At 38.0% G+C, this 26,322-nt stretch carries 20 protein-coding genes; 6 read left to right on the forward strand and 14 right to left on the reverse strand.

Annotation, left to right across the window (positions count from 1 at the left end):
* Positions 1-126: 126 nt before the first annotated feature.
* The 4 genes from J2Z32_RS02175 to J2Z32_RS22480 form a co-directional block, all read right to left on the reverse strand.
* Complete coding sequence (locus tag J2Z32_RS02175) at positions 127-1,722, reverse strand: helix-turn-helix domain-containing protein (RefSeq protein ID WP_210087478.1); 1,596 nt, start codon at positions 1,720-1,722, stop codon at positions 127-129.
* Between the two features lie 2 nt (positions 1,723-1,724).
* Positions 1,725-3,434, reverse strand: coding sequence for a sensor histidine kinase (locus J2Z32_RS02180; RefSeq protein ID WP_210087479.1), 1,710 nt, complete (start codon positions 3,432-3,434; stop codon positions 1,725-1,727).
* Positions 3,435-3,879: 445 nt separating this feature from the next.
* Entirely contained in the window at positions 3,880-5,079 is a 1,200-nt protein-coding gene (locus J2Z32_RS02185; protein ID WP_210087480.1) for a winged helix-turn-helix domain-containing protein, read from the reverse strand.
* Between the two features lie 82 nt (positions 5,080-5,161).
* Positions 5,162-6,967: a flagellin N-terminal helical domain-containing protein gene (locus J2Z32_RS22480; RefSeq protein WP_210087481.1), complete on the reverse strand. Its 1,806-nt coding sequence runs from the start codon at positions 6,965-6,967 to the stop codon at positions 5,162-5,164.
* Positions 6,968-7,216: 249 nt separating this feature from the next.
* Between J2Z32_RS22480 and guaD the strand changes: the two genes are divergently transcribed.
* Together guaD and J2Z32_RS02200 are read left to right on the forward strand one after the other, a co-directional pair.
* Positions 7,217-8,644, forward strand: a complete 1,428-nt coding sequence (gene guaD, locus J2Z32_RS02195; protein ID WP_210087482.1) for a guanine deaminase — start codon at positions 7,217-7,219, stop codon at positions 8,642-8,644.
* Positions 8,645-8,745: 101 nt separating this feature from the next.
* Complete coding sequence (locus J2Z32_RS02200) at positions 8,746-10,104, forward strand: uracil-xanthine permease family protein (RefSeq protein WP_210087483.1); 1,359 nt, start codon at positions 8,746-8,748, stop codon at positions 10,102-10,104.
* A gap of 87 nt (positions 10,105-10,191) precedes the next feature.
* Here J2Z32_RS02200 and J2Z32_RS02205 read toward each other — a convergent pair whose 3' ends face one another.
* On the reverse strand, positions 10,192-10,761 hold the full coding sequence (locus J2Z32_RS02205) for an SF0329 family protein (RefSeq protein WP_210087484.1): 570 nt from the start codon (positions 10,759-10,761) through the stop codon (positions 10,192-10,194).
* Positions 10,762-11,015: 254 nt separating this feature from the next.
* Here J2Z32_RS02205 and J2Z32_RS02210 point away from each other — a divergent pair, with 254 nt between their 5' ends.
* A complete protein-coding gene (locus tag J2Z32_RS02210; RefSeq protein WP_210087485.1) occupies positions 11,016-13,583 on the forward strand; it encodes a transglutaminase domain-containing protein in 2,568 nt (855 codons plus the stop codon).
* A 106-nt stretch (positions 13,584-13,689) separates the two neighbouring features.
* Here the strand turns inward: J2Z32_RS02210 and J2Z32_RS02215 are convergent, their stop codons facing one another.
* The 4 genes from J2Z32_RS02215 to rsgA all read right to left on the reverse strand — a co-directional run bounded on the left by J2Z32_RS02215 (position 13,690) and on the right by rsgA (position 18,220).
* On the reverse strand, positions 13,690-15,051 hold the full coding sequence (locus J2Z32_RS02215) for an amino acid permease (protein WP_210087486.1): 1,362 nt from the start codon (positions 15,049-15,051) through the stop codon (positions 13,690-13,692).
* A 236-nt stretch (positions 15,052-15,287) separates the two neighbouring features.
* Positions 15,288-15,863 carry a GNAT family N-acetyltransferase gene (locus tag J2Z32_RS02220; RefSeq protein WP_210087487.1) on the reverse strand — a complete coding sequence of 192 codons (576 nt, stop codon included), beginning with the start codon at positions 15,861-15,863 and terminating at the stop codon, positions 15,288-15,290.
* A 201-nt stretch (positions 15,864-16,064) separates the two neighbouring features.
* Positions 16,065-17,147, reverse strand: a complete 1,083-nt coding sequence (locus tag J2Z32_RS02225) for a phosphotransferase enzyme family protein (RefSeq protein ID WP_210087488.1) — start codon at positions 17,145-17,147, stop codon at positions 16,065-16,067.
* Positions 17,144-18,220 (reverse strand): ribosome small subunit-dependent GTPase A, encoded by a 1,077-nt coding sequence (rsgA, locus tag J2Z32_RS02230; RefSeq protein ID WP_210087489.1) that lies wholly within the window; start codon positions 18,218-18,220, stop codon positions 17,144-17,146. Before rsgA ends, J2Z32_RS02225 begins: the two co-directional genes overlap by 4 nt.
* Positions 18,221-18,754: 534 nt before the next feature.
* On the opposite strand from rsgA, the gene J2Z32_RS02235 reads away from it, so the two are divergent.
* Positions 18,755-19,732, forward strand: a complete 978-nt coding sequence (locus tag J2Z32_RS02235) for a phosphotransferase enzyme family protein (RefSeq protein ID WP_210087490.1) — start codon at positions 18,755-18,757, stop codon at positions 19,730-19,732.
* Positions 19,733-19,855: 123 nt separating this feature from the next.
* Here J2Z32_RS02235 and fic read toward each other — a convergent pair whose 3' ends face one another.
* Positions 19,856-20,368: a protein adenylyltransferase Fic gene (fic, locus tag J2Z32_RS02240; RefSeq protein ID WP_210087491.1), complete on the reverse strand. Its 513-nt coding sequence runs from the start codon at positions 20,366-20,368 to the stop codon at positions 19,856-19,858.
* 598 nt (positions 20,369-20,966) lie between these two features.
* On the opposite strand from fic, the gene J2Z32_RS02245 reads away from it, so the two are divergent.
* Entirely contained in the window at positions 20,967-21,488 is a 522-nt protein-coding gene (locus J2Z32_RS02245) for a sigma-70 family RNA polymerase sigma factor (RefSeq protein ID WP_210087492.1), read from the forward strand.
* Positions 21,489-21,490: 2 nt separating this feature from the next.
* Positions 21,491-22,825, forward strand: coding sequence for a DUF4179 domain-containing protein (locus J2Z32_RS02250; protein WP_210087493.1), 1,335 nt, complete (start codon positions 21,491-21,493; stop codon positions 22,823-22,825).
* Between the two features lie 118 nt (positions 22,826-22,943).
* Here the strand turns inward: J2Z32_RS02250 and J2Z32_RS02255 are convergent, their stop codons facing one another.
* The 4 genes from J2Z32_RS02255 to J2Z32_RS02270 are packed head-to-tail and all read right to left on the reverse strand — an operon-like array spanning position 22,944 to position 26,322.
* Positions 22,944-23,702 (reverse strand): amino acid ABC transporter ATP-binding protein, encoded by a 759-nt coding sequence (locus tag J2Z32_RS02255; RefSeq protein ID WP_210087494.1) that lies wholly within the window; start codon positions 23,700-23,702, stop codon positions 22,944-22,946.
* Positions 23,695-24,435 (reverse strand): amino acid ABC transporter permease, encoded by a 741-nt coding sequence (locus J2Z32_RS02260; protein WP_210087495.1) that lies wholly within the window; start codon positions 24,433-24,435, stop codon positions 23,695-23,697. The genes J2Z32_RS02255 and J2Z32_RS02260 overlap by 8 nt, the downstream gene beginning before the upstream one ends.
* A 12-nt stretch (positions 24,436-24,447) precedes the next feature.
* Complete coding sequence (locus J2Z32_RS02265) at positions 24,448-25,302, reverse strand: transporter substrate-binding domain-containing protein (protein WP_210087496.1); 855 nt, start codon at positions 25,300-25,302, stop codon at positions 24,448-24,450.
* A gap of 12 nt (positions 25,303-25,314) precedes the next feature.
* Positions 25,315-26,322: a glutathione S-transferase C-terminal domain-containing protein gene (locus J2Z32_RS02270; protein WP_210087497.1), complete on the reverse strand. Its 1,008-nt coding sequence runs from the start codon at positions 26,320-26,322 to the stop codon at positions 25,315-25,317.

The following is a 26,322-nucleotide window of genomic DNA, read 5'->3' on the forward strand; positions in this document are numbered from 1 at the left end:
GCAGTTATAAATTAAAGTTAAGCTTTTTTTATATAATGTAATTATAGTGGTTCCCCTAGATTAAACGCTTTCAAAAACAAGGGGAACATTTTTGCTTTTAAGCGATTATAAAAAGAAGATGGTAGCTTAGGCTCCATCCTCCTTGCGATAAGTCTGGGGACTCACCCCTGTTAGCTTTTTAAAAACGGTAGAAAAATACGAAAAGTTATCAAACCCAACCTGAGACGCAATCATGCTAATACTAGTATCCCCGTTTCTTAGCAATTCCTTCGCTTTTTCAATTCGGTATTGGTGAATAAAATCCTTGATCACAATTCCTGTCTCGGCTTTAAACAATTTAGCAAGATATTCGGGCGTTAAGAAAACACTTGCCGCGACATCATTTCTAGAAATGTCCTCCATATAATGCTCCAAAATAAATTGCTTCGCCTTATCAATAATGCTCTCTGATTTTTTTACTTCCTCTACGTAATCTAATGTTCTTGTCGAAATAAAGTGAACCCATTTCATCATGTCAAAAACAGAATTGTTGGCACTTACGTTTAATTTCTGTGACATTTTATCTGAAAATAGCTTGTGTGCTTGAATCTCCTTTTTGTATAAAAACGTATATACAATTTGCATAAAATCTTGATGAATGGAATACATCGTTGATGCATCCAAGCTATTTTTAGCCGCCAACAGCTCAAGCTTATCTTTAATAAAATTGATGATGTTTACCTTTTCACCTTTTGCAAACATTTCTTCTAGCGCTGTAGCATCAAGCTCATATTGACCTGTAAAATTCACAACCTCCGCATCATTTTCATAAAACACTTTACTGCGAAATGTGAAGTTATTTTGATCTATTTCCTCTAATCGCTTTCGATCCTTAGCGAGTGACTGGTGCGTAGCATTACTACATATATAACAAGCGACCATACGCTTTAAATATTGTTTGCAGATTTCAATAAACTCCTCACACTTCTCTTTTACCTGCTTGTCCGTCACCTTGTCATGGATAATAACAGCAACATAATGGTTACGGTCCGTTGAATAATAAATCACATTTTGAAAATCCATTTCACTAACAATGACTTCTGAAGACATCTTTTTCAAAATATATTCAAAGCTAGGATCATCCAAGGACGAACCGGTTGGATTTTCTGATTTTAATACACTCACTAGCACTAAATGATAGTTACCATCAGGGTCCAAAGACAAATTTCTTTTTGTTATTTCATGTTGTATCGCTGATTTTTCAGATGGAATTTTAGAAAATAAAAGATCTCTCCAAAAATTCCTTAAAATTATTTTTTTATTTTCTAGCCAATATTGCCCATACTCGCTATACTGCTGAAGCCGATTTTCTTCATTAATTTTTTCGATCGCTTTTAAAACAGCCATTTCTGTTTTCTCAATGTTAAACGGTTTGGTTAAATAACTGCTCGCTTTATATTCCAAGGCGGTGGAGGCAAAATGAAAATTTTCATGGTTCGTTAAAAAGATAAATTCACTTTTATATTGATGTGAACGCACCCATTTTAATAAATCTAGACCAGATTCCTTAGGCATTTCAATATCACATAAAACGAGATCAGGTGGCTCCTCCTCAAAGCGTTTTTGTGCGCCAGCAACATGATGTGCAATCCTCACATCTTGAATACCAAGCTTGCTCCAATCAATCGAATCACGAACAACCTCAGCAGTAAGCAGGTCATCTTCCACGATAAGCAGTTTCACAGCTAGTCCTCCTGTTCCATCGGAATCATGATTTCAACTTTTCCTCCTAATGCGTCCACATTAGATATTTTTAACAGGTTATTTTTCCCATACAATAACGATAATGTTCGTTTAATGTTCGAGATGCCAATTTGATAGCCATCCATTGAGCCAACCACATCAGAATGGTTTACCTGTTCCAAAATATCCTCTGGAAATCCCTCTCCAGAATCTTCAATAACAATTAAAATACCTGCTTTACCCTCAAAACTAATCTGATTAATTTTAACAAAAATCGAAAGGGGTTCATCCAACGTCATGGCATGTTTAAACGAATTTTCAATAAATGTATGGATAATAAACTGAGGTATCGCCTCCTGCATAATTGTAGGTTCTACATCAAATACGTAAAAAATGCTGTTCGGAAAGCGAATTTCCTGCATATAAAAATAGTTTTTAATATACTCAATTTCTTCACTAATCGGGACTTTATTTAAACCGCCCTTGAACATATATCTAAGGTGGTTTGATAACGCATCGATAAATTTCCGAATATCTTCATTTTTGTCTTTGTACGTTAAGCTGTGAATGGTTGTAAGTGCATTCAAGAAAAAGTGAGGTCTAATCTGCATTTGCAGGTATTTTAGCTCTGCCTTCTGAAGTTCAATTTTTTCTTCATATTGACTTATTTTTAAGCTCTTGATCTCCATCACCATCGAATTAAACGATTGATTCAAAATTTGAAATTCAAGTGATTTCCCGTTTCCTTCGACTTGATAATCTAAATTGCCCTGCTCTAATCGTTTTGTTCCAACCACAAGTGCACGAATCGGGATTATGATTTCTTTTCTCAAATAATTAATAGTCAAGGGCATTAACACTAAGGATATGATACCTAAAAAGACGATAATCCACTGAATATATCCAAGTCCAAGCAGGATACTTTTTTCTTTAATTATGATGGACAGCCGCGTAGAGCTTGTCTCTTGATCACTTGAAATCATTAAATATTTTCCGTTGAGCTTATTTACAACTTGACTTTCATTGGGTAGTGGATAGGTGATGTCTGAAAGATTCATATTTCCTGCTGTAAATAAAAAATTGCCCGCCATATCCGTTAAAACAACTTGCTGATCCGCATTATTATCCATCACATTAATAAATGACAGCAAGGTCTCCGCATTAACCAAAGATACGATTAAAGTACCTGAGAAATCATAACCTTTAACAAAATAGACCTTTCCATTAATGGAGATCGTACTCCATAAATCTTGAAGCGTATATTTCTGTTGACTCAGCTTGTTCCTAATCATATCGGAGGTAGCTACCTTATCTTGTGCTGTTAGTCGCCCACTACTATATAGAATTAAGCTATCATTTTGTTTGTTGTACACAGCAAGTGCATCTGTTGTTGCACTGGAGCTAATTCTTTCCGCCAAAATACTAGACAATCTCATCGCAGCAAAATATCTTTCTGACTCACTTCCATTATTCAGGCTCGTAATGTCATTTACACCATCCAAAGCGACATCGTTTAAATCCTTCACTGCATTATTTAAAGAATGGTTAATATCACGGATATGAATATTCATTTCATTCATGGCTGAATTGACCGTATTGGTTCTAATTACATGGAGAGAATAGAGATTGCTTGTAATGATGACAGCAAGAAGAACAATCATGACGACTGAAGTCCCCGCACTAATTTTAAATACTAAAGATTTCTTGCGCATAATTATGTTCCCCTCATCATGAATATTGGGATTCTAGTGCCAAATGCTTACCTTTGCAACCATTGATATAACAACTGACTTAACCACTGATGCAAAAGTTATCGAGATTATAATTCTTGCAGCTTTGTTTAGTATTGTTGCATGTTTTATGTTTTTTATGAAGTCTTTTATTTGGCTCAATACAATAATCAGTCCTTGACAATTATGAAGTAAGAGGCTACGTAGCAGGGAGTGGCTTCAACCGCTGTTAAGGCCCCATTTTCTTTATAACATGTATTGAATTGATGAAATTGTGACCTTAAAGGCGGGCGCGTTCGCTTCTCCACCATCTCCCTGCTCCTTCGCTTCGTTAGCTTATTGTCAATTACCGATTCTTAAGTTGAGCCTTTTATTTTAACAGAGAAAAAAAAGACGCTCAGCTTGTGAGCGCCTTCCTTCTATACGATTAAAACTCAGACTCTATCTTTAGAACTTGACAGTCATTAAACAGAGCAAATCTATGGAAACAATGGTTCAAGGATGTCCGTAATTTATTCGTTAACTTAATGCCACTCTCCAACCATATTCCTTTAACAACAAGGATGCCCTCTTTTCGCAAGGCAACAATTTCAGCCCTTCCCACAAATTTATCGCCATATAATAAAGGCAACACATAATGGCCAAATTTCCGTTTAGATGCAGGGGTATATATCTCCCAGGTATAGTCAAAGTCAAACAACATATGGATCAGCTTTCGGTCCCAAATTAAGTTATCTAGCGGAGCAATTAACTCACAACGTTGTTTGGTTGTTGATTTTGTATTTTGTATAACCGCTTCTACAAGTGGTAGGTCTGCCTTAAGACAATAAAGTGTATCCTTTATAGGCTCTACATTTATTTCAACAATCTCATCTTCGATTAGCAATTGACGAAAAACCTCGTTCCGTTGTGTCGCTTTTAATCCCCAAATATGAAGCCAAGCATCTGAAGCTCGGTTCCATAAGAGGCCAACACCACCGATTCGACGGAGTACACGCCATTTGTAATGCTCAAGCTCATCCTCCAACGGCTCCGCTGCATTTAACAAATTGGATGGGATGTAGTTTTTGGCAACATCATAATATTTACGTGTGCCTTTTTTATGATGGATAATTAACTCCCCTGCCGAATACATCTGCTCAAGCATCGATCGAGATACATTAGTGCCACCACTCCAATGAATCGCGGATTGCCAAGTAAAGTCTCCATCTACTTTCAATTCATGTGAGCTTAACGGGCCATTGTTCTGGAGAGAAGTCAAAACTTGCCTCTTCAATTCCTTCATTTGTGGAAAAGACTGTTCATGTTGGCGGGCAGCTTGTCTATAACGCTCAAAATAGGGCCAGTCCTCTAGCGGTATAATCGCTAAATTTTTATCTGGATAATCGACTAGCAGTCTATCTTGATATAATAATTCCTCCAACATTTCCTTATTAAAGCCTTTAACTCGTGACTGCAATACCAGTTCAGCATTTTTTCCACATACATCAATAGGATCATACTGAATACATCCAACCTGTCGCACAAAATCAACAACGCCTTGTTTTCCAAGAAATCGATATGAATCCATTAGACCATGCTTTAATAATAAAAATTGTCGTGCTTGTTGTTTCGTCAACTGAATCATATAGACGTCAACTCCTTCAAAAAAAGGGAACAAATATTCTTATTTGATTGTACTATTTTTTGAAGTATGAACACAAATCATTTTATTTTAATAACTGCAACACCGCTTGGGAGCTTTGATTAGATTGTGCTAACATCGCTTGTGCCGCTTGCGTTAAAATATTTGACTTTGTATAATCTAACATCTCCTTAGCAATATCGGCATCACGAATGCGGGATTCGGCGGAGGTTAAGTTTTCAAGCGAATTCCCTACATTATTTAAAGAATGCTCCATTCGATTTTGTAGCGCTCCATAAATCCCTCGATAATGTGATACCTTTGCTACTGCTCCATCGGTTTTGGCTAACGCTTGCTCAGGGATAGAAGGTGGTAACAATCCTAGGTTTGAAATCCCTAATCCCTTAGCATCTACAGTAAATAACGGAATAGAAATGGTCTGTCCGCTATTAGCTCCTGTCTGGATATCTAACTTTGGCGAGATAAAATCAATATCCTTAATTTTTGTCGTTACAGTCGTTTCAATATGTTTAGTGACTTCGGTTTCTCGTGTTCGTTCATACACATCTAAATTTAGCGAAAATGGGCCATACTTAAAGCCAAGCGTTACACTTGTTCCTTGAGGGATCGTTAAATCCCATTCAAAATCAATCTGTGGTTGACCACCAGCTGGATTATTGATTGTAAGCGTTGTCGGCGAGGTGAAACCAAGCGCATCATCAAATATTAGACCTGCATTTGCGTCTCTTCCCGTCATGCTAAATGTGTTTCCAGATGGTGGATTGAAATTGTTGTTTCCAACTGGTAAAGGATTACCGTCCGCATCCATAATTACTGAGTTTACTGGTGGGTCAATTTTATTACTGAGCTTAATGTTAGAATCAGATGAGTCTGTATTGTTAATCACATATTTAATTTCCATTGAATTATCCGCTAATACTGTTCTGTATCTTGTAATTGTTACATTCGTATTAGAAAATCTCATATAATCAACAGCAGGCACAGAACCAACACCACTACTTGCCGTATATTCTACACTTCTTTTCACTCCATTAGCTTCCATATTTTCAAACATTGTTCCATAAGCCCTGCCTAAATTTTTGGGACCAAACAATGTTTCATTTGATCCCGCAGAATACCAATAAGCTGATGTAGTATATTTGGGATCATCAGAGGCAAGTAACGATTCATACACTTTAGTATTTGTATCACTTTGTATTGAAGTATGTATATCAACCTCATATTCGTTATAACCCGTTCTTCCATCTGGTAGAGAGATAGGGGTAATATTGTTCGTATTCGAATATGTATCTGTCGTCTTGGATGTGTCTGTATCGCTTATTAAATGGCGAGGTTCTTCACTTGTTCCTCGTGGTTTATATTCTACATTAATAGCTGTGGAGCTAGTTGTAGGAGGATCACTAATAGAAACAGCTACATTATTACTGGATCGATCCTCTAATATTTGATAATTATTTCTCCCTAATAAGTTCATGGTATTATACTCTGTTTTGGTAGATATGCTATCAATCTCAGCTGTAAGAGCATGAATTTCTTCGTCAATCTTTTTTCTATCTTCGTCGGTTGCTGTGTCGTTTAAGCCTTGCACAATCAGTTCTCGTTGTCGTTGTAAAATGTTTGTTATTTCTTGCATTCCACTTTCGGCTGTTTGAATTAGAGAAATACCATCACGTGTATTTCTTTCTGCCTGCGCTAATCCACGAATTTGTCCTCTCATTTTCTCAGATATAGCTAGCCCTGCCGCATCATCCCCCGCTTTGTTAATACGCAATCCAGAAGATAGCTTCCCTACAGCTTTATCTGAAGCTTTATTGTTTTTATTTAATGAATTTAATGTATTTATCGCCGAGATATTATGTGCTACTCTCATTTTCCCACCGCCTAGAAAGTCTCTATCATCTTCAAATCATATTTCCAGCATTTAACTGATATTTTACAATATTATTCCGATTAGGTATATAGCCCCTGTTTGTATCCAATATTTAGATCAGATAGCCTAAAATTATCCCCTAGTTGATAGTTCAATCATTTATATATTCGCCTTTTTCTATAGACTAATCACTATTAGAGATTTATAATAACAAAAAACCATAAAAATACGAACATTAAGGAGATATCTATGGATAAATATATGTTATTGTTTCAAGGAACTGCTTTTTCCAGTAAGTCTCCCAAAGAAATCGAAATTTTAGCGGATTATTTATTTGCGATTAATGCGGATGGAATCATTGAAAAGGTCGTTGCACCACAGGATGAGGAATATCAAGCTTTAATAGAAGCCTATCAAGGCACAGACCGCTTTCATCGCTTAGATGAAGGTCAATATTTACTCCCTGGGTTTATCGATTTACATGTACATGCGCCACAGTGGGCACAATCGGGTACAGCTTTAGATATTCCGCTTTATGACTGGTTGAACACGTACACGTTCCCATTGGAATCTAAATTTGCAGATTTAGATTTTGCAAAGCTAGTTTATGAGGATTTAGTCAGCACATTGCTTGCCAATGGAACCACGACAGTGTTGTATTTTGCTACAGTGCATAAAGAAGCTAGTTTGCTACTCGCTGAAATCTGTGCACGACAAGGGCAACGGGCACTCGTTGGCAAGGTTGTTATGGATGATGCTGAGCAAACACCCCATTACTATCGAGACGCCAGCACAGCAACGGCTTTGCAAGATACAGAGGACTTTATAGTTGCGGTGCAGGAGCTTGCTAAAAATGTGAAGCAAGGTGTGTATCCTGTTGTAACACCACGTTTTATTCCAAGTTGTACAGATGAAGCACTAGAGGGACTAGGCAAGCTCGCTGCTAAATATGATGCCCATGTACAATCTCATTGTAGTGAAAGCGATTGGGCTCACCGTTTTGTGCAAGATCGTTGTCATAAAAATGACGCCTTTGCCTTGCATGACTTTGGACTACTACGAGACAAGGCAGTGATGGCACATTGCAACTTCCTTGATGATGCAGACGCTGATCTCTTTGCAGAAACAGGAACTGCTATTGCACATTGTCCAATTTCTAATGCTTATTTTTCTAATAGTGTCATTCCTACTGCCCGCTTTCAAGCGAAAGGCATCGACATTGGTTTAGGGACAGATATTTCAGGCGGATTTTCACCTAGCTTATTTGATAATGTAAGACAAGCGGTAATTTCATCGAGAATGCTGGAGGATGGTGTAAACCCTGCAATATCCCCTGAGGAACGTGGGGTTCCAAATTCAAGACTGACAGTTGATGAGGCTTTTTATTTAGCTACTGCGGGTGGCGGTGAAAGTTTAAGCTTACCGATTGGTCGGATTCAGCCAAGCTATGCATGGGATGTGCAGATCATTGACACTACGTTACCTTCTGCTAAGTTACCTATTTTTAATACGGACAATAATAATGCCAAGAATGGAGAAAATAGGGATATAAATACGAATAGAGAAGATTTGCATGGCATTTTCCAGAAAATCATGTATTTAAGTAGACCTGAAAATATCCGTGAGGTATGGGTACAAGGTGAAAAGGTACACTCTCGCGACTCAAAGACTCTATAAACAGACTTATCTCTTAAATTAGATCAGATTTTCTCGTTCATTTTTTGTTCTATCTCTCAGCTTCTTAGCTTACAAAATAAAAATCAGAGGTGTACATCTCAGTGAAAACACAGTCAGCTACGCAACAAGCAAATGAAAATAATACAAGTCAACTGACAGTATTACCAGATGAAAAGCTATCGTTTGGTAAGTCTACCCTTTTAGGTCTTCAGCATGTGTTAGCAATGGATGTCTATGTTGTTCCCTTCCTCATTGCTATGTTAATTGGCTTACAAGCAGATCAATCAGGTGCATTAATTCAATCCACCTTTATCGCGGCAGGGCTCGCAACCGTAATTCAAAGCTATTTTTGTATGAAGCTTCCTGTTGCTCAAGGGCCTTCCTATGTTCCACTTGGTGCGATTGTAGGTATTTATGCCGCTAGTGGTGGCGGACAATTAGGTTGGAATTCCGTTTTAGGCGCGAGCTTAATTGGAGCGGGTCTTGTTATTTTGTTAGGGATGACAGGTCTATTTAATAAAATCGTAAAATCGTTTATTCCCCCGATCGTTGGCGGTACCATTATATTTATTGTAGGTTTATCCCTATTACCTGTCGCGATCCGAGACAACATATATCAAGCCTCTGGGGCAAATATTAATCAAAATGTGATGTTAGCACTCATCTCTGCAGGTGTATTGCTTTTATTCGTTGTTTTAGGCTCAGTATTAGGTAAAAAAGGATCTATTTTTCGTATTATGTCTGTTATGTTTGCCTTAGTTGCAGGATGTATCTCTGCTAATTTTATGGGGGTATTGAACTTTTCTGCGGTTGGGGATGCAAAATGGTTTAGCCTGCCGCAAATTCCTTTTGCCGACTTTGGTTTCTCCTTTAATTTTTCTGCAATCATAACGATGATCATTATTTACCTTGTATTACTCGCAGAAACGACAGGAACATGGTTTGCGGTTAGTAATGTGATTGATAAGCCTTTGACGGATAAACATATTAATCGTGGGGTCATCGGAGAAGGCATCGGTTGTCTTATCGCTTCATTACTTGGTTCAACTCCAGTTACAGGGTATTCAACTAATGCAGGTATTATTTCCATAACGGGGATTGCTAGCCGACGTGTTTTTCTTGCTGTAGGTGGATGGTTTGTTGTATTTGGTTTTTCCAGTAAGCTTGCCGCTTTAATTGCATCGATTCCTACGGCTGTCATTGGTGGTGTGTTTGCGATCGTGTGTGGCATTATCGCGATTAACGGAATACAGGTCATGAAAAATACGCACATCGGAGAAAAAGAAATGTACGTCATTTCTATTCCAATGATTTTAACGTTAGCTTTAGTGCTAATTCCGAAGGATTACTTGTATTCCTTGCCTACCTTTGTGCAATATTTATTAGGTTCACCAATCTTGGCTGCAGCAATGGCGGCTATAATATTAAATAAGTGCTTACCTAATACAAGTAAAAAATAACTATAGGATAAACCAAATAGACGAAAAGTGAAGAAAAGTTGGACGGAGAACATGATGCACTTCAGTGTTGTTCCGCCCAGCTTTATTTTATAACTTACCCAGTCTTAACTCATAAAAATACTGCACAATCGGATGCTTTAGCTTTATACTGTCAGCCATATTTTGAATACGTTTTTTCCCAACACGTCGGTCTACCAATGCTAACACATTTAATAAAATATGGTCGCTTTCTAGACTGTCCTCAATCGAAGTAGATAGAAACTTAGTAGCTACTGCGGTAAAGTTAGATTTACTTAATGCGGACTGGGCTAACAAAAGGTCTTTAGCAAGCTTGGACAGCTTCCTCCCTTTGGCTATAACAACAAGACGATCCTCAGGCACAGAACCGTTCATATCTTTACGAATCACTTCGATTTCTTCATTACTAATCGGAATTTGAATATCTGGATCAGTTTTAACATCCTGCTCGGTCTGATACCATTTTATTGTGTTGGCTGTATCATTAAAATTAAGTATGTTCTTTTTATCTACAACTAAATAACAAGTGCCCGACTTGTCAGGTAAATAGCGATAACTTGTGGCGCTGTATTTCACTCTCTCACTTAATGAAGGACTAAGAAACTCCTCCAGCTGTTGCTTTAATTTACTCCAGGACATGGTTGCCTCCATCTTCATATCTTCTTTTTAGCTCTTCAATTGTATCAAATGATCTCTTCAAATGTTTTATCCACCTTAAAAATATATTTCACCCTTTTCCTTCCATTTCATAGCACTGAGTACCTATTCTCTTATCTTGACAATCCATCTATATGATCATACACTAGCAAATGTTATCAGGAAAATACTAGGAGGTGTTAATTGTTTTAGGTATAGCAAGCTAACAATTTCAAAAAATGAGAAAGTGGTGCAGCATGAAACGACTATTTGCAATTATACTTACCGTTACTTTAGTACTTACAGGATGTCAAAGCAATAATTTAACTAAAGCCCCTGAAAAAGCTGACGATGTCAAAAAAGGTTCCACTATTTTAACTTTAAAACAGAAATACGGTACAGTTGATACCAAAGAAGTTATGCCAATGTATAACATAGCACAAGATGAGGAATTTAAATTTAAGTTTAAAGCTGATTTAAGAAAATCAAATTTAACGTCCTACGATATTATTTCTGTACATACCGATATTAAAGCGTATAAAGCTAGTAAAGTGTATGCCTTTTCGGACAATATTGATAACACTGTTACGGTTCGTCCAATGAGCTGGGGTGTATTAGCATCTGAGTCTATGAAAAAAAGAGGTGAAAGCAGTTGGGGAGGCGCCCCAATCTATTACATTCGCCTAAACTACGATCCAGATGCAGAGCAATTAACACTACTAGACAAGCCTATTATCATTCCGTTCACGGTCAAATCAGAGCTTCCTGTTCCTAACTTAAATTATGTCATCGACAAGGACAGACGTCTGTCACTAGTCTGGGATAAGGTTGAAGGAGCAACTGAATACAAGATTTATCAACGCTCCAAAATAATTCTTAGAGAGACAAGCAACATTCCTTTGCAAGGGGCGGAGGAGGCTTTTGAAGGCAATCTTCCCAGATTACAGGCAACAACAACTGAAACCACCTTTAATGACTTTCTTGAACCAGGTAAAGGTGGGCTTGGTTATAGTGACAAATATATTACCTCACATCAAAACTTTGGGTTAGAGGGTGAATACTATGTTACTGCCGTTAACGGAGACAAGGAATCTAACTTCAGTAAAGGCATAGCAACAGCCCCATTATCTAAACAATTGCCTCAGAGTATAGATAAGCAAGAAGATAACAAGACGTATTTAAGTAACTATAGTGATACTAGCATGCTACCAAGCACGTTAAATGTTAAATTTATAGACGGTTCTATTTCTTCTGAACCTGTCATTTATGATACAGCAGAGGTAGAGCTTAAGGATTATGGCGTAACGGTTATTCCATTTCACATCAAAGATACGGCACTTAGAAGTTATGTAAATGTGGAAAGTGAAAGAGTGACACAAGATGATTTAGATCAACTTGCCAAGCAGTCGATAGCTGCAGCCAATAGCGGTAACGTTTTACCAGAAAATAATACACCTTATGTGCCTTCACCTGATGTACCAACAATAATTAATGATGGAAATGCACCTGCTATAGAGCCAACAGAAGAACAAGAAGCACCTGCACAACCAGAAACACAAAAATCAGAGATGGAATCAGCACAACCTGAAAAGTCCTCCTCTGAGCCAGCAGCTTCAGCAGGGGAACAGGAACCAGCGAAATCAGAAGATTCAAGCAATAGTTCAACCGAAAGTAATAATAACACTTTAAATGAAGATACAACGAAGGAAAAACAAGATTCAATTTCAGATACGGAACCTAGTCTTGTTGATGAGCAAAAATCCAATACAAAATATAATGTAGAGCAAGGTAATCAGGAGATTGTACCAGAACCCGCTACTGGTGATTCGATGATTAACGCGGATTCTGCCTTTGAAGAAGTTTTAGCTAAAAATTTGATTGCTGGACAGAGAGAAATATCATTAAAAGCATTTCCAGAGGCCCAAAATTTCACAACTCTTGAAGATGCATTTAAGAAGGTCATATACCAAAACCCATTAATTCTAGGAGTAGAGCGTTATCAATATAACTATGAAACCTTAACGCTAATTGTTGAATATAGTGAATCAGCTAACGAGATTAAAAGAAAACAAGAAGAAATCATTTCTAAAGCGAAGCAAATTGTAGGTTCAATCATCAAGCAAGGTATGAGTGACGATGAGAAACGAAAAGCGATATATGATTATTTGAACGATAATGCCAAATATGACGATGCTGCTTTGGAAAATGCTGAGAAAAATGATTTTAAAAAGACAGATCCGCAATTTAATGACTCATTCACAACATACGGTATTATGGTTAAAGGAATTGGTGTTTGCGCTAGTTATGCGTCAACTTACAAGTTACTCTCTGATTTAGCGGGATTGGAAAGTATCGTAGTAACTGGTACCGCAAGCGGTGTACCTCATGCATGGAATAAAGTAAAAATTGGAAGTGAATGGTTAAATGTAGATGCTACCAACAATCTAACTAACTCTGGTATTCCTTATTACTTGTATAATACTAACGATGAAACAGCTAGAAATCTGAATACTATTGCTGACAAAGACTACTGGATCGATTCAGAACTAGATCAATTCAGAGGAGATAGTAATTCAAACGATTATTATGTACAACACCAACTTGAAGTGTCATCCATTAGTGAATATAAAACAAAAACAGAATCTGAATTAAAAAAAGGAGAATATCAGGTGACCCTTCGCTTCGCTTCTCCTGTAAATTCAGATGAACTCATGACAGCAACTAAAGAAGTCTTGACTCAAGTGGATGAAACCCTCTTGGATACTGCTCAATTAGCTACTCTTGGAAGCTATGCAGTTCTCAATTCAAAACCTGATCAGAAGTAAACTACGCATTTGTGAAGCAAAGACAAAAACAACCCTCGAGAATGTTGATATTACAGCATTCTTGGGGGTTGACTTCTAGCCACCTGACTATTAATTATTGCTAAATCTAAGTTCTCTTTTTACTCCCTAACCCAAATACAAAATAACTTATCACCACAATCCCCATAAACGTGGCACCTACAATCAAAGGCAAACGAGTATCAGGGTTAAAGCCCATTCCGATAATAACTAGAATTAAATAAACGATAATAATATAGTTACTGATCGGAAACCATTTCGACTTAAAATTATTTTCTGCTAACTCATTCCCCCAACGCTTGCGAAATTTGAACTGACTAAATGCTAAAGCAAACCAAGGCACCATACCTGGAAGCACACTTGCACTGTAAATATACAGAAACAGCTTGGAATCCGGCATCAGGTAGTTCAAAATAACGCCGATCAGTAATAAGGATATCGTCACCACAATACTATTGCGCGGCACCCCGCCTTTAGACAACTTCTTAAAAAAGGCAGGTGCTTGTCCATTTTCCGCTAGTGTATACAACATGCGCCCTGCACTGTAAATCCCACTGTTACATCCCGACATCGCCGCCGTTAGTACAACAAAGTTAATAATGCCCGCCGCAGCAACGATCCCTACTTTGGCAAAGGTAAGTACAAATGGGCTTCCCGTCTCGCCCACCTCATTCCAAGGGTACAACGTAACGATCACAAAAATAGCCCCTACATAAAAAATAAGAATACGCCATACGATGTTTTTGATCGCTTTTCGTAATGTGTATTTGGGATTTTCAGCTTCACCTGCCGTAATCCCAACCATCTCTACGCCTTGATACGCCGCGGTAACGATACATAATGCAAACAAAAAACCTTTAATCCCACCAGGGAAAAAGCCACCATGGGTCACCAGATTAGATAAACCGATAGGTTGTCCACCATTACCCCAGCCGAAGAAAATAAGTCCTGTTCCAATTACAATCATGACGATAATTGCTGATACTTTAATCAAGGCAAACCAAAACTCAAATTCGCCATAAAACTTTACAGCCGCCAGATTCGCCGCGGCAATAATCAGCACACCAATCAGTGCTGGTAACCACTGTGGAATATCGGGGAACCAGTAACCAACATAAATGCCGATCGCTGTAACCTCTGCCATCCCCACTGTCACCCATAAGAACCAATAGCTCCATGCGGTAAGGAAACCAGCAAGAGGGCTAATATATTTGTGAGCAAATGTGGCAAATGAACCCGTAACTGGCTCCTGAATCAGCATCTCACCCATAATCCGCATAACAAAAAAGATAATAATCCCTGCCAGCAAATAAGCCAGCAACACCGATGGACCTGCCCATTTAATCGTACTCGCTGAGCCCATAAACAAACCAACACCAATTGTACCGCCGAGCGCAATTAGCTCAACATGGCGGGGCTTAAGCCCTCTTGATAGTTCCTTTGATTCCACATGATTCTCCCCTTTTTGTGTCTACAATTTCCTGTTAACATCTAATTAGATAAATCACATTAACGTGGCGCAGAATTACTTCATCAAATTGTACGAAAAATGTCGTATAAATACAACATATGTTAGTAAATAAAGTGTGTAAAAAAATAGAAAATACAGAAAAACGTTCATTTAAAAATGAACGCTTTCTTAGTTTCTCTATAATTTTAATTCTAACCTCAAAATTCAAGAGCTATCTATTTATTTTTTACATAGTCTTGTTTTAAAATACTGTATATTTCTAAATCAATAACTCCTTTACCTGCCCAAATTGTTGCTTGTCTTAAGGTTCCTTCTTTAATGAAGCCATTCTTCAATAATACCTTTTTTGAATTCTCATTTACCGGCATAACCTCAGCCTGAATTCTGTTAAGGTTAGCATCAGTAAACAAAAAATCAACTAATATTTTTACTGCCTCTGTAGCAATCCCTTTTCCCCAATGTGGTTCTGCTAAATAGTAGCCGATCGTCACGCTATTAACTTTTTGATTAAAATCTATAGCTTCTATAATGCCCAGCAACTGATCAGGTTCAGAGTTGGCAAATATCCCCCACTTCACTCTTGTCCTTTTATTATAGTCTCTTTCAAAATGGCCGATCATGTTTTTCACTGTATCTTTATTATGTTTAGGTATTATGCCACAGTATTTAAATACGTTGTCATTATTATAGATCTCAAAAACTTCGTCTAGATAATCATCTTCAACTTTCTTCAATATAACATCCTTTGATTTTAAGATAGGAAACTGTGCAAAAACCGCTTCTATATTCATTGCAACATCACTCCCAGCTCTCCTCCAAAATTTGGACTAATCTACTTAAAAGTATATCACCTATTATCTACTTGGTGCATATCTCTAGAAATTAACCTCAATGCTATAAACCATCGGTTCCTCCACAATGTTACTTTCAACACTAAGAGAAAACCGATGGTTTTTTTCCTAATTCAATACATCACTGATCATATCTGTTACTTATCTTTTATTCTCAACGTATTGAAAAGGGGCTTCACTTGAATAAATATTGTGGAAAAAGCCTCTATACGGAATGTCTTCCTCCAAACATTTTATAAGATACATTAATTCTTCGTCACACTCTACTTGTTCACCACTTTGTTGTGCTACTTCAAATGTGTCGATCAGGTTTTCTAAAATAGTCGTTTGAAGAAATAAAGGTAACTGTTCTAGCATAACATCATCAAGATCAGTTTCAGAGCGATAGCCGTCTAGCACAGTCTCAAAATAGTTCTCCATAAACTTAATTCGTTTGTTTACATCACTTTCGAATTGAATCCAGCCAACACCATGTCCCCACACACTCGCCAAATCGTACATATACCAGCAAAAACAGGAGTTGTCGAAGTCAAATACTGTGATCTGCCCATTACTATAATCAATGTTGTAGTTTCCGTCACTGTAATCAAAATGTACCATGCCATAATGATCAGAATGCCGATTAAGTCCCTGCAATTGCTCAAGAATATGGAACATCTTCTCCTTGACCACTGGCGACAAAAAATTAGGAGCTATTTGTTCAATATAGTTTTTATTGTATTTATCAAAGAAATCATATCTCCGATGGGTGGGCTTGTAAGCTTTAGATAATTGGTGCAGCTTCCCAAGCGTTTGTCCGCAATTGTAGAAGTATTCTGTCAGTGGTACTCCCTCACGATAACGGTAGTGGTTATCTGCAAGCTGTTCTCCTGTAGCCCACTCGAACAAACAGATAAAGAACACCTGATCCTCATGCTGAATTTCTTCTAAAAGCCGCTCATTCTTGGATGGAATGACATTGGATACACTTGCTCCATGTTCGTGTAAATAACGGATATATTCGAGTTCGCCCAGAAAGTCTTTTTTACTGCGATCGTCGAGAAAAGAGATTCTTATCACCATATCTCTTGCTTCTGCTTTATAGCAGGTGTAGACCAGATTTCTACCGCCTTCATGGGGTTCAATTTGGGAAAAGGAGTAGTCCTCTAAGTTATATAATATTTTAATTTCAGGCAATAAAACACTTTGTGCTGTTGCTACAGCTGCTTGATAGGTTATATTCATTTACGCTTTCCCCCTCTTTTTTGCTGTCTCTCCAATACTTTAAAAGCTACCATCTGAGCTTCTTTATTTCGCATATATGCAGCTTTATCCTCTACGAATGCCGCTTCCCTTCTGAGTGCGAGATAGCTATCCCAACGCTCCTGTGGCAATTCCCCATTTTGTATGGCAATTTTGACGGCACATCCCGGCTCACTTACGTGCCTGCAATCGTGAAATTTGCAGTTCCCAAAGTAATGTTCTACATCGGAAAATCCTTCACGGATACCTGCGGAGGCCTCCCACATCCCAAGCTCCCGCATCCCCGGTGTATCAATGATCATTACACCACTGTTTAGAAGAACAAGTTGGCGATGGGTAGTGGTATGCTTTCCTTTACTGTCATCCTCTCGGATGTCGCTCACCTTCATTAATTCCTTTCCTGCAAGCTTATTAACAAGACTTGATTTTCCTACACCGGAAGATCCAAGAAATACAATTGTGTTCCCTTTTATAAGGTAGTCTGAAAGTCCATCTATGCCATAACCGGTTTTAGCGCTAACGACATGAACCTCAACTCCGATTGCGATTTGATTCACCTTAGCAACATATTGTGAAGTATCGGTAACCAAATCCGCTTTAGTCAGAATGATAACGGGAATAGCCCCAGTCTGCCATGATAAAGCCAGATACCGTTCAATCCGACGGGGATTAAAGTCATGGTTTAGTGATTGCATAATAAATACATAATCAAAATTAGCAGCCACCGTCTGCTCTTTTATCGTTTTTGCAAAGTCAGCCGTATGACCCGATAAGTCATTTCGAGCAAATTTCGATTTGCGTGGTAACGTTCTAATAATCAGGCTTTCACCATCAGGATTATATTGAATTTGCACGAAGTCCCCTGTGGTAGGAAATTCTTCGGTACAATTGTTGAAGTAAATACCTGCCTTCAATCGCGCAAGACATTCTCCTTGCTCAGTAATAAGGCTATAGTGTTGTTTATGCACAGCGGTAACCCTTGCATAGGTTCCATCTGTGTATAGTGAATCATGTTGTGGCGTGAAGCCATAGTCACGTCGTGTAAAAGTGTTCATGGATGCCTCCCTGTTTTTTGTAATGTAAAACCATGTCCGAGAAACTAAATTACGTTCCATACTTTTATTACTGTCTAGGGCGCAATGCAAAAAAACCGCAGCAAGCAGCCATTCATGGCTGTCTGCTGCGGTCTGATTATAAAACAAAAATGAGCATAAAAATAACACACCTAGAAGTGTGCACCGTTGCTTTTGACCAAAGCTTCAATATTCACGAAAGGTTACTTTTTTGGGCATGCTAAATAAAAGGGATACAATCCCCACAAAAATTCAGTCATGCGCCCTTATTCAGTTTTAAGTATGGGATACCTCAACGGTTTTTGTGTTTTTCATTACGAAACAGCTCCTCTACACATTTATAAAACTACGATACAACACATGTAATATACCATATGCCCTACTAATTGTATATATTTGGACACAGCCTTAAACAACAAAAACGTGGTTAAAAACAAATATAATCAAACACTACATATATTCAATAAATAAGTGGTGTTACTATATTGTTATTACTCTATAAGGAGTGATTGGGATTTGGACAATCATTTGAACATCGCACAGGAAGCCTTACATCACTATCCAATAACATATAAATTAATTGAATTTATTGGGCAAAGCGCAAATACGATCTACAAAATAACTGACCTAGAAAACAATGTCTATAGTCTTCGTTTACATAGATCAAAAAATGAAATACTTGAAAATATATGGACCGAACAAAAGGTGATTCGGTCAGAAATGGTATGGCTTCACGCCTTAACTTTGGAAACCAATGTCACGCTACCTTCACCACTTAAAAATAATTATGGCGAATTCATTACAAATGCGAACAATACAAAATGCACCATAGTAGAATGGGTGGAAGGCGAGCAAAAACCGTTCATTACTACAATAGAAGATGCTGGGTACATAGGTGAAATGATAGGTAAATTACATAAACATTCATCTCAATGGGATACTCCCATTTTGTTTGAACGTCCTACCTTTGATAGCGATCGAATATTCAATTCTCTTATTAAGCTTAAGGAGCAAGCTAAGTTAGGATTCCTTCATGCAGGTGATGTTGAACCTCTATTAAATGCAGGTCAACGCATCATTCAAATGATGAACTCGATTGAGAAAACCACTAGCAATTGGGGTATGATTCATGCGGATTTGATTCCAAGTAATTTTGTATTTCAGAATCAAGAATGTAGACCTATCGATTTTGGTGCTTGTGGCTTTGGTTTTTATTTATTTGATCTTGGCTGGACATTTTCTTATATTCACCCTGTTCTTAGAGAACATTTACTTAAATCTTATTCGATGTACTATTCGTTACCTGAAAATTATATTGAACAATTAGAAGGTTTTTATATTGCTGGACAACTGGAAACCATGAATTTCTGGTTAGGTCTTCCTGATGCTCATGAATGGTTACCAAATCATATTCATAAATTAGCTAACCGAGAAGTTAAAGCCTATTTAAAAAATGAATCGTTTCTTTTTCATGGTATACCTTATTGGGAGTAAACCTGTAAGAATCAAAAAAGAGCCAAGAAACACTATCTTGACTCTTTTTCATTAATTTTAACCTCTAATTTAGCAATTTCTTCTAGTCTTGCTCTAACAGCTCAGGTACTCACCATTGGTTTACTACTCGTTGTACAGATCTCCTGTCTTATACATGTAATAACCTTCGTATTGATAGCTTGCGTCAATACCTTTCATATAAATTTCAAGATCATTGATCTTATCCGTAAGTGCTGCTTGAAGGAGAATTTTAATTTCAACGTCTTTAATAGGGCTTCTTTCCATGGCGAGCAAATAATCTTCTTTATCCACCTTACTCCAGTCAACAACTTGTCTAATTTTCTTTTTCAATATGCAATCTAGCCATATTCTTGCATTTCTCCCATTCCCCTCACGAAAAGGATGGGCCACATTCATCTCAACATATTTTTCAATGATTTCCTCAAAGGTGGATTGTGGCATTTTTGAAACATTCTCAAGTGCAGCTTCAAGGTACATCACAGGTGCAAATCGAAAATTCCCCTTAGCTATGTTGACCTCACGCACTTTTCCGGCAAAATCATAAATATCTTCAAACAGATAATTGTGAATTTGGGATAACGCCTTAAATGTGCCAACTTCTAATGTATCCAGCATGCAATTATACACACATTTGTTGAAGCAGTGCTTTCTTTTGTTGTTGGAAGTGTTCTAGTCTGCGTTGGTGGAAATTCACTTTTTGTAATCCCTTGAGCATGTAGTCTTATAGAACATCCGTTGCAGAGCCACTTATTGAGCGATATGATCTAGTCATCATATGTCTGTGACTTTTGAAATTAAATTTATTTATTCTGTTTTAACTCTATTAAATTACGTATATAAAAACAATTATTTGTAATCTTAATTTTTAAAAATTACGTATGGCTCAATCTTAAAATTAGTGCTTGACGGGACCCGAACTAGCGAAGAGACAGAGCGATTCTGAAGAGTGTCTCTTAAAATCAAATTCCAACCATAAATAGACTTTAATAAAAAGGAATATGATTTTAACAACAATCGCAAGAACGCTCTGGAGCGTAGCTTTCAGACTTCTATCATTGTTAAGTACTAATTTCTAAATAGAGCCTTATTTGTAATCTTAACTCCACCAAGAAGTAAGAATAAATATTTTATAATTACAAGAACCGTTCGACTACTTTCACTGTCTAATGTTTAAATTACTTATTTTAAATTACTCTATGAAAGGAGGCGCCATGTGACCCCTTCTCAACTTACCTTAGCGGCACAAAAAGGGGATGCAGAAGCTTTTGCTGCCTTAATGGAAATGCATCAGAGCCGTCTGTACCGAATTGCTTATGCTTATTTACATAACGAGGATGATGCACTAGAAGTCATACAAGAATCAACCTACAGAGCATACCGCAATCTTAAAAAATTAAAAGAACCCAACTACTTTGGGACGTGGATGATCCGTATTTTATTAAATTGTTGTGCAGACGAACGCAAACGGCAAAATCGGTTTAGACCCATTACGAATGTTCATACGGGTATGGAGGAGCCTAGCAGTTGGGATTGCCCACAGGACCCTGATCTCGCAACAGCTGTAGCCGACTTAGAACCACATTACAAGCAAATTATCATTCTTAGCTACTTCGAAGGTTTTTCACTCACTGAAGTTGCAGACATTCTCGAAATCCCATCTGGTACGGTAAAATCACGATTGCACCGCGCCCTTGGCAAGCTACGTGACCAACTTGAACCGAAAGGAGCAAAATAGCTATGACTGATGAACACAATCCATATGAGTTATTGGAAACCAGACTGCTGACTCGCAAAACAGAATATGACACAATTTCAGTACCCAGTATTTCGACATCCTTGGCTGTCCATACTGGAATTAAGCAAGCTACACGAAAACATAAAATTCGTATGCGCTGGGTTATGAGCTCGATCTCAGTTGCTGTATTTGTTTTGATATTTACTGGATATATTCGTATTTCTCCTACATTTGCAGGCTTTGTAAAGCAGTTCCCAGGCATGGAGGGCATCGTTAATATTATTATTCCGGACAAAGGAGTTATGACGGCTATGAATCATGCTCTCACACAGAAGGTAGGTATTACTGACGAGCATGACGGAATTTCTCTCACTGTCGAGGGCATTGTTACTGACAAATCACGTATGGTCATTTTCTACAAGATTAAGGGGTTAAAAGACGCTCCTAAAAGTAGCTACTCAATCGATTTACTTGATGAAAACGGAAAAATATTACCTGTGGGATTTATTCGTTCTCTTCCTAATTCTGTTATAGAGGGTCAAGTTTTTAGTGATGTGTTAGATGCTAAATTCCCAAGTGACATCGATCCTCCTGACAAGCTCACAGTTGTACTCACGCCAGAAGACAAAACGCTTTCAGCACAGTGGAAGGTGACGACGCCAATTGATAAAAATTTAACCAAAGGTATGGAGAAAAATATTAATATAAATGAAACGTTAACGTTAGATGGACAAAATATTCATATCAAACAAGCAACTATATATCCAACTCATTTGGTGCTGGATGTGCAATTTGATCCACGCAATACCAAAGAAATATTTGGTCTCAGTGAGCTACAGCTTATTGATGAACAAGGTCATATATGGAGGACAAATTCTCCAAGTGGTGAGGGAACTCGATCGATTCATTTCGAAAGCATGTATTTTTCCATGCCTAAAAAGCTTACTTTGAAAGGCTCTGGCTTCTCGGGTATGGACAGATCTGAATTAGATTTTCGTCTTAACTTAAATTCAAAAGAATTGATTGGTGCCCCAAATGGTCTTAAATTTGTTACAAGTACGGTAGATGGTAAAGATTTAATTCTCCAGCTTGATATTCTGGACGACATGAAAAATAGCTATATTCCTTATTTTACTGAAGTAAAAGATTCTGCAGATCATTCTTATGAAGTAATAAGTTCTCGTATGGATCACGCTGAATCAACTGATAAAAACTATCCTAGAATGTCATATACAATCGAAAATGGTGCAGCATTAAAGGATGAAATTAAAATACAGCTCTCCTCCTATCCAATGAAAGTACACGCGCCATTTTCAGTAGAAATTCCGATCCATTGATGATCCATTGCTTTACTTAGTTACAAATCAATAATCAATCCTTTCTTATTTTAAAGCTAAAGAAAACCGATGAATATTTACTTAACGTAAATGTCCATCGGTTTTCTAATGAAATCTATTATATCGAAAACTCTGGCTCAAAATCCCGATAGTAATTGGCAAGAAATTGCTTCGTCCGATCACTTTTGGGCGAGCCAAACACCTCATCTGGTGTTCCGTCCTCTACAATGACACCTTTATCAAGAAATAACACCCTTGTCGCTACCTTGCGAACAAAGTTCATCTCATGAGAAACAAGCAACATCGTATAGCCTTCCTCCGCCGTCTGCTTAATCGTATCCAGTACCTCTCCCACCAATTCTGGATCAAGCGCTGAGGTAGGCTCATCAAATAACAATAGCTCTGGCTGCATCGCAAGTGCGCGGGCAATGGCTACACGTTGCTGTTGTCCACCTGAAAGTTGCTTAGGGAAATGATTAATCCGGTCAGACAATCCCACTCTTGCCAACTGCTGATGGGCAATTTTACGCGCTTCCTCCTTCGCTATTTTTTTAACAATAACTAAACCCTCCATCACATTTTCAAGCGCCGTTTTCTGACGAAATAGATTAAATTGCTGGAATACCATCGCTGTACTTTTGCGAAGCCGTTGTGTTTCCGATCGGGATGCTTTAGCGACATTCACCTTGAAATCATCAATTGAAATGCTTCCTGAATCTGGTGTTTCCAATAAATTAATGGAGCGAAGAAAAGTAGATTTCCCAGAACCGGATGAGCCGATTATAGCTACAACATCCCCTCTTCTAATCGTTAAATCTAGCTCTTTGAGAACGATGTGTCCATGAAAGGATTTTGTTAAACCGCTAATTTCAATCAAGGATCACATCCCCCTTTCTTTTTCTTGCGCTTCTTAAGTCTATATCCAGTCGCTTTTCCAAGTAGGAAATAATTTGTTCAATAATAATGGTAAGTCCCCAATAGATCAATGCCAACGCACAATAGGATTCAAAGTAACGCAGGTTGTTGCCAGCCAAAATTTTGGAATAAGCCGTCATTTCCACCACGGAGCAGACAAACGCTAATGAGGTCCCCTTCATCAGACCGATTAGTGCATTCCCAAGTGTCGGAAGTGCCACCACAAAGGCTTCTGGCAAAATAACTCGTCTTAGCACCTGCCACGGGGACATCCCCAGTGAATGAGCGGCTTCGATTTGCCCTTTGTCTACAGATTGTAGTGCTCCGCGAATAATTTCAGAGCTGTAGGCTGCTTCATTTAATGATAATGCCAATAGTACATAAAAAAGTGCAGGAATTGAATTTACATTATAGCTTGTTTCATAATAATAGTTGATGTACTTAAGTACAATCGGAATACCAGCATAGGTCAGGTAAAGCTGAACTAGTATTGGCGTTCCTCGTGTGAAGGAAATAAACACCGTACCCAATTGGTACAATACAGGTATTTTTTTCATTTTTATTATGGCGAGCAGGAGCCCCAGCAATAGCCCTGCTAGCATGGATATTGCGGTCAAATACAACGTAACCGGCAAATATTTTAACAGCTTTGGAATCAGCGTAAAAACAAGCTCTACATCAAATATGTTAGGCATCTCTACGATCCCTTATTGCACTTCTGGAGCAAAGTCGCCATGCAGATACTTTTGGCTGATTTCTGTAATGCTGCCATCTTTGATCAATTCTTTGATTCGAGCGTTGACATCCTTCAGTAGTTGTTCGCTGTTGCTACCTTTGCTGAGGAGCAAATAGCTGTAAGGCACGCCGATTCGGTCTGAATCCTCCTGAGACAAAGGTATAGCTTTCAGCTTCAACCCATATTCATTGATATATAATTGAAGCATTGAATTGTCGATCAGGTTAAAATCACTGGCTCCACTTTCCACATTTTGAAGAATAGGTACCATTTCCGCTTCCGTATACTTTAGCTTCACAGGGGTTTTAGCAAGTGATTCGTTGTACTCCTCCAGCGCCACAGTATAGTTAACACCTGAGCTAACCTCAGTTGACTTCCCTTCAAGATCAGCAAAGGATTTAATATCGTCACGGTTTTCAGCCACAGCGATTACATACTGATTTTTGAAAATAGGGTCTGAGAAGTAATATTTCTCTGCTCGTTTTGCATTTTTAGCAAAGTTATTGGCACCAATCTGGTAACGGTCTGAATCTAGTCCTGCAAATACGGAAGCAAACTCTGTTGCTTCAATCGTGGCATCATATTGTGGTAAACCTTCAAATATCTTTTTCACTACTTGAATATCGTAACCATCCAATTCATTGTTATCATTTAAATAAGAAAACGGCTTAGGATTTCCTCCTGTTGCAATCGTGATTTTAGTTTTTTGAGTGTTATTTGCTGTTGTATTACCTTTTTCAGCTACTTTCTCATTTCCGCAAGCCACAAGTGCCAACGTTAATGTTGCTGCTACAATGCCCAGTCCGATTTTCCCCCACTTTTTCATCTCTATATCCCCCTATTCTTTTGTCAAAAACTTATGTTCTGGATCACTACTTTTTTCCTTGCGGTTTTGCGGCTCGGACCAAATTCCCTCATAATCGATCTGATCCCAAAAGCGAGTGTTATAATCGATAAAGATGCCAACCCTCTTTTTATTACTTTGTGCCATATCACGAAGATAAGAATTATTTTTGAACGCAGGAATTTCATATAGATCACGAGCGTAACCCCAGATATTTTTAAAGTCGACAATGCGATTGCGAATTGGCCCTAGATTTTTAAAATAATAGGTATCAAACCGAGCCAAAGTTACAAACAACCGAACATCGGAATCCGTTACGTAATCGCCAAACAAGAAACGATTATTTTCCAGACGCTCCTCAATTTCATCCAATGCCTTGTATAAATGGTGGAACGCAAGGTTGTACGCCTCAATGGTCTGAGCAAACATCGCCTTATAAACGCCATTGTTAACGTTGTCGAATAAGAAATCATTATACTTGTCAATCTCAAGTCTTAAATGCTCTGGATAGAGATCAGGTGCACCTGGTTTATGCAGTGATGCAAACTCATTTTCAAGGTAATTAGTTAGCCACACATAATCGTTATTCACTACTTTTTTTGTTTTAATGTCAATCACAGCGGGTACAGTTGCTCTACCTGTATATTCTGGATCTGCATTCGCATAAAGCTCAGATAGAAACTGTACATCTAAAACAGGGTCCTTGCCATTCTCGTCGTAAACAAATTCCCAGCCCAAATCCACTTCATGCTTGCCTCTTCCCACTAGATTGATGCCAATAGCATCTTCTAATCCTAACAGCTCACGTACGATAGAAGCACGGTTTGACCAATGGCAACCTTTTGCCCAAATGAGGCGATAACGTCCCGCTTCTACTGGTAATTTATCTTCACCTTCGCCAAACGGAGTATCAAACCGATTTTTTTGCCGTACAAAAAATCCACGTTCATCAATTTCGTGCTCAATTTCTTTAGGTCTAACTCGGATTTCTGCCTCTGCCAT

Origin of the sequence: Paenibacillus turicensis (assembly GCF_017873435.1) — a bacterium.
Taxonomy (GTDB): Bacteria; Bacillota; Bacilli; order Paenibacillales; family Paenibacillaceae; genus Fontibacillus; species Fontibacillus turicensis.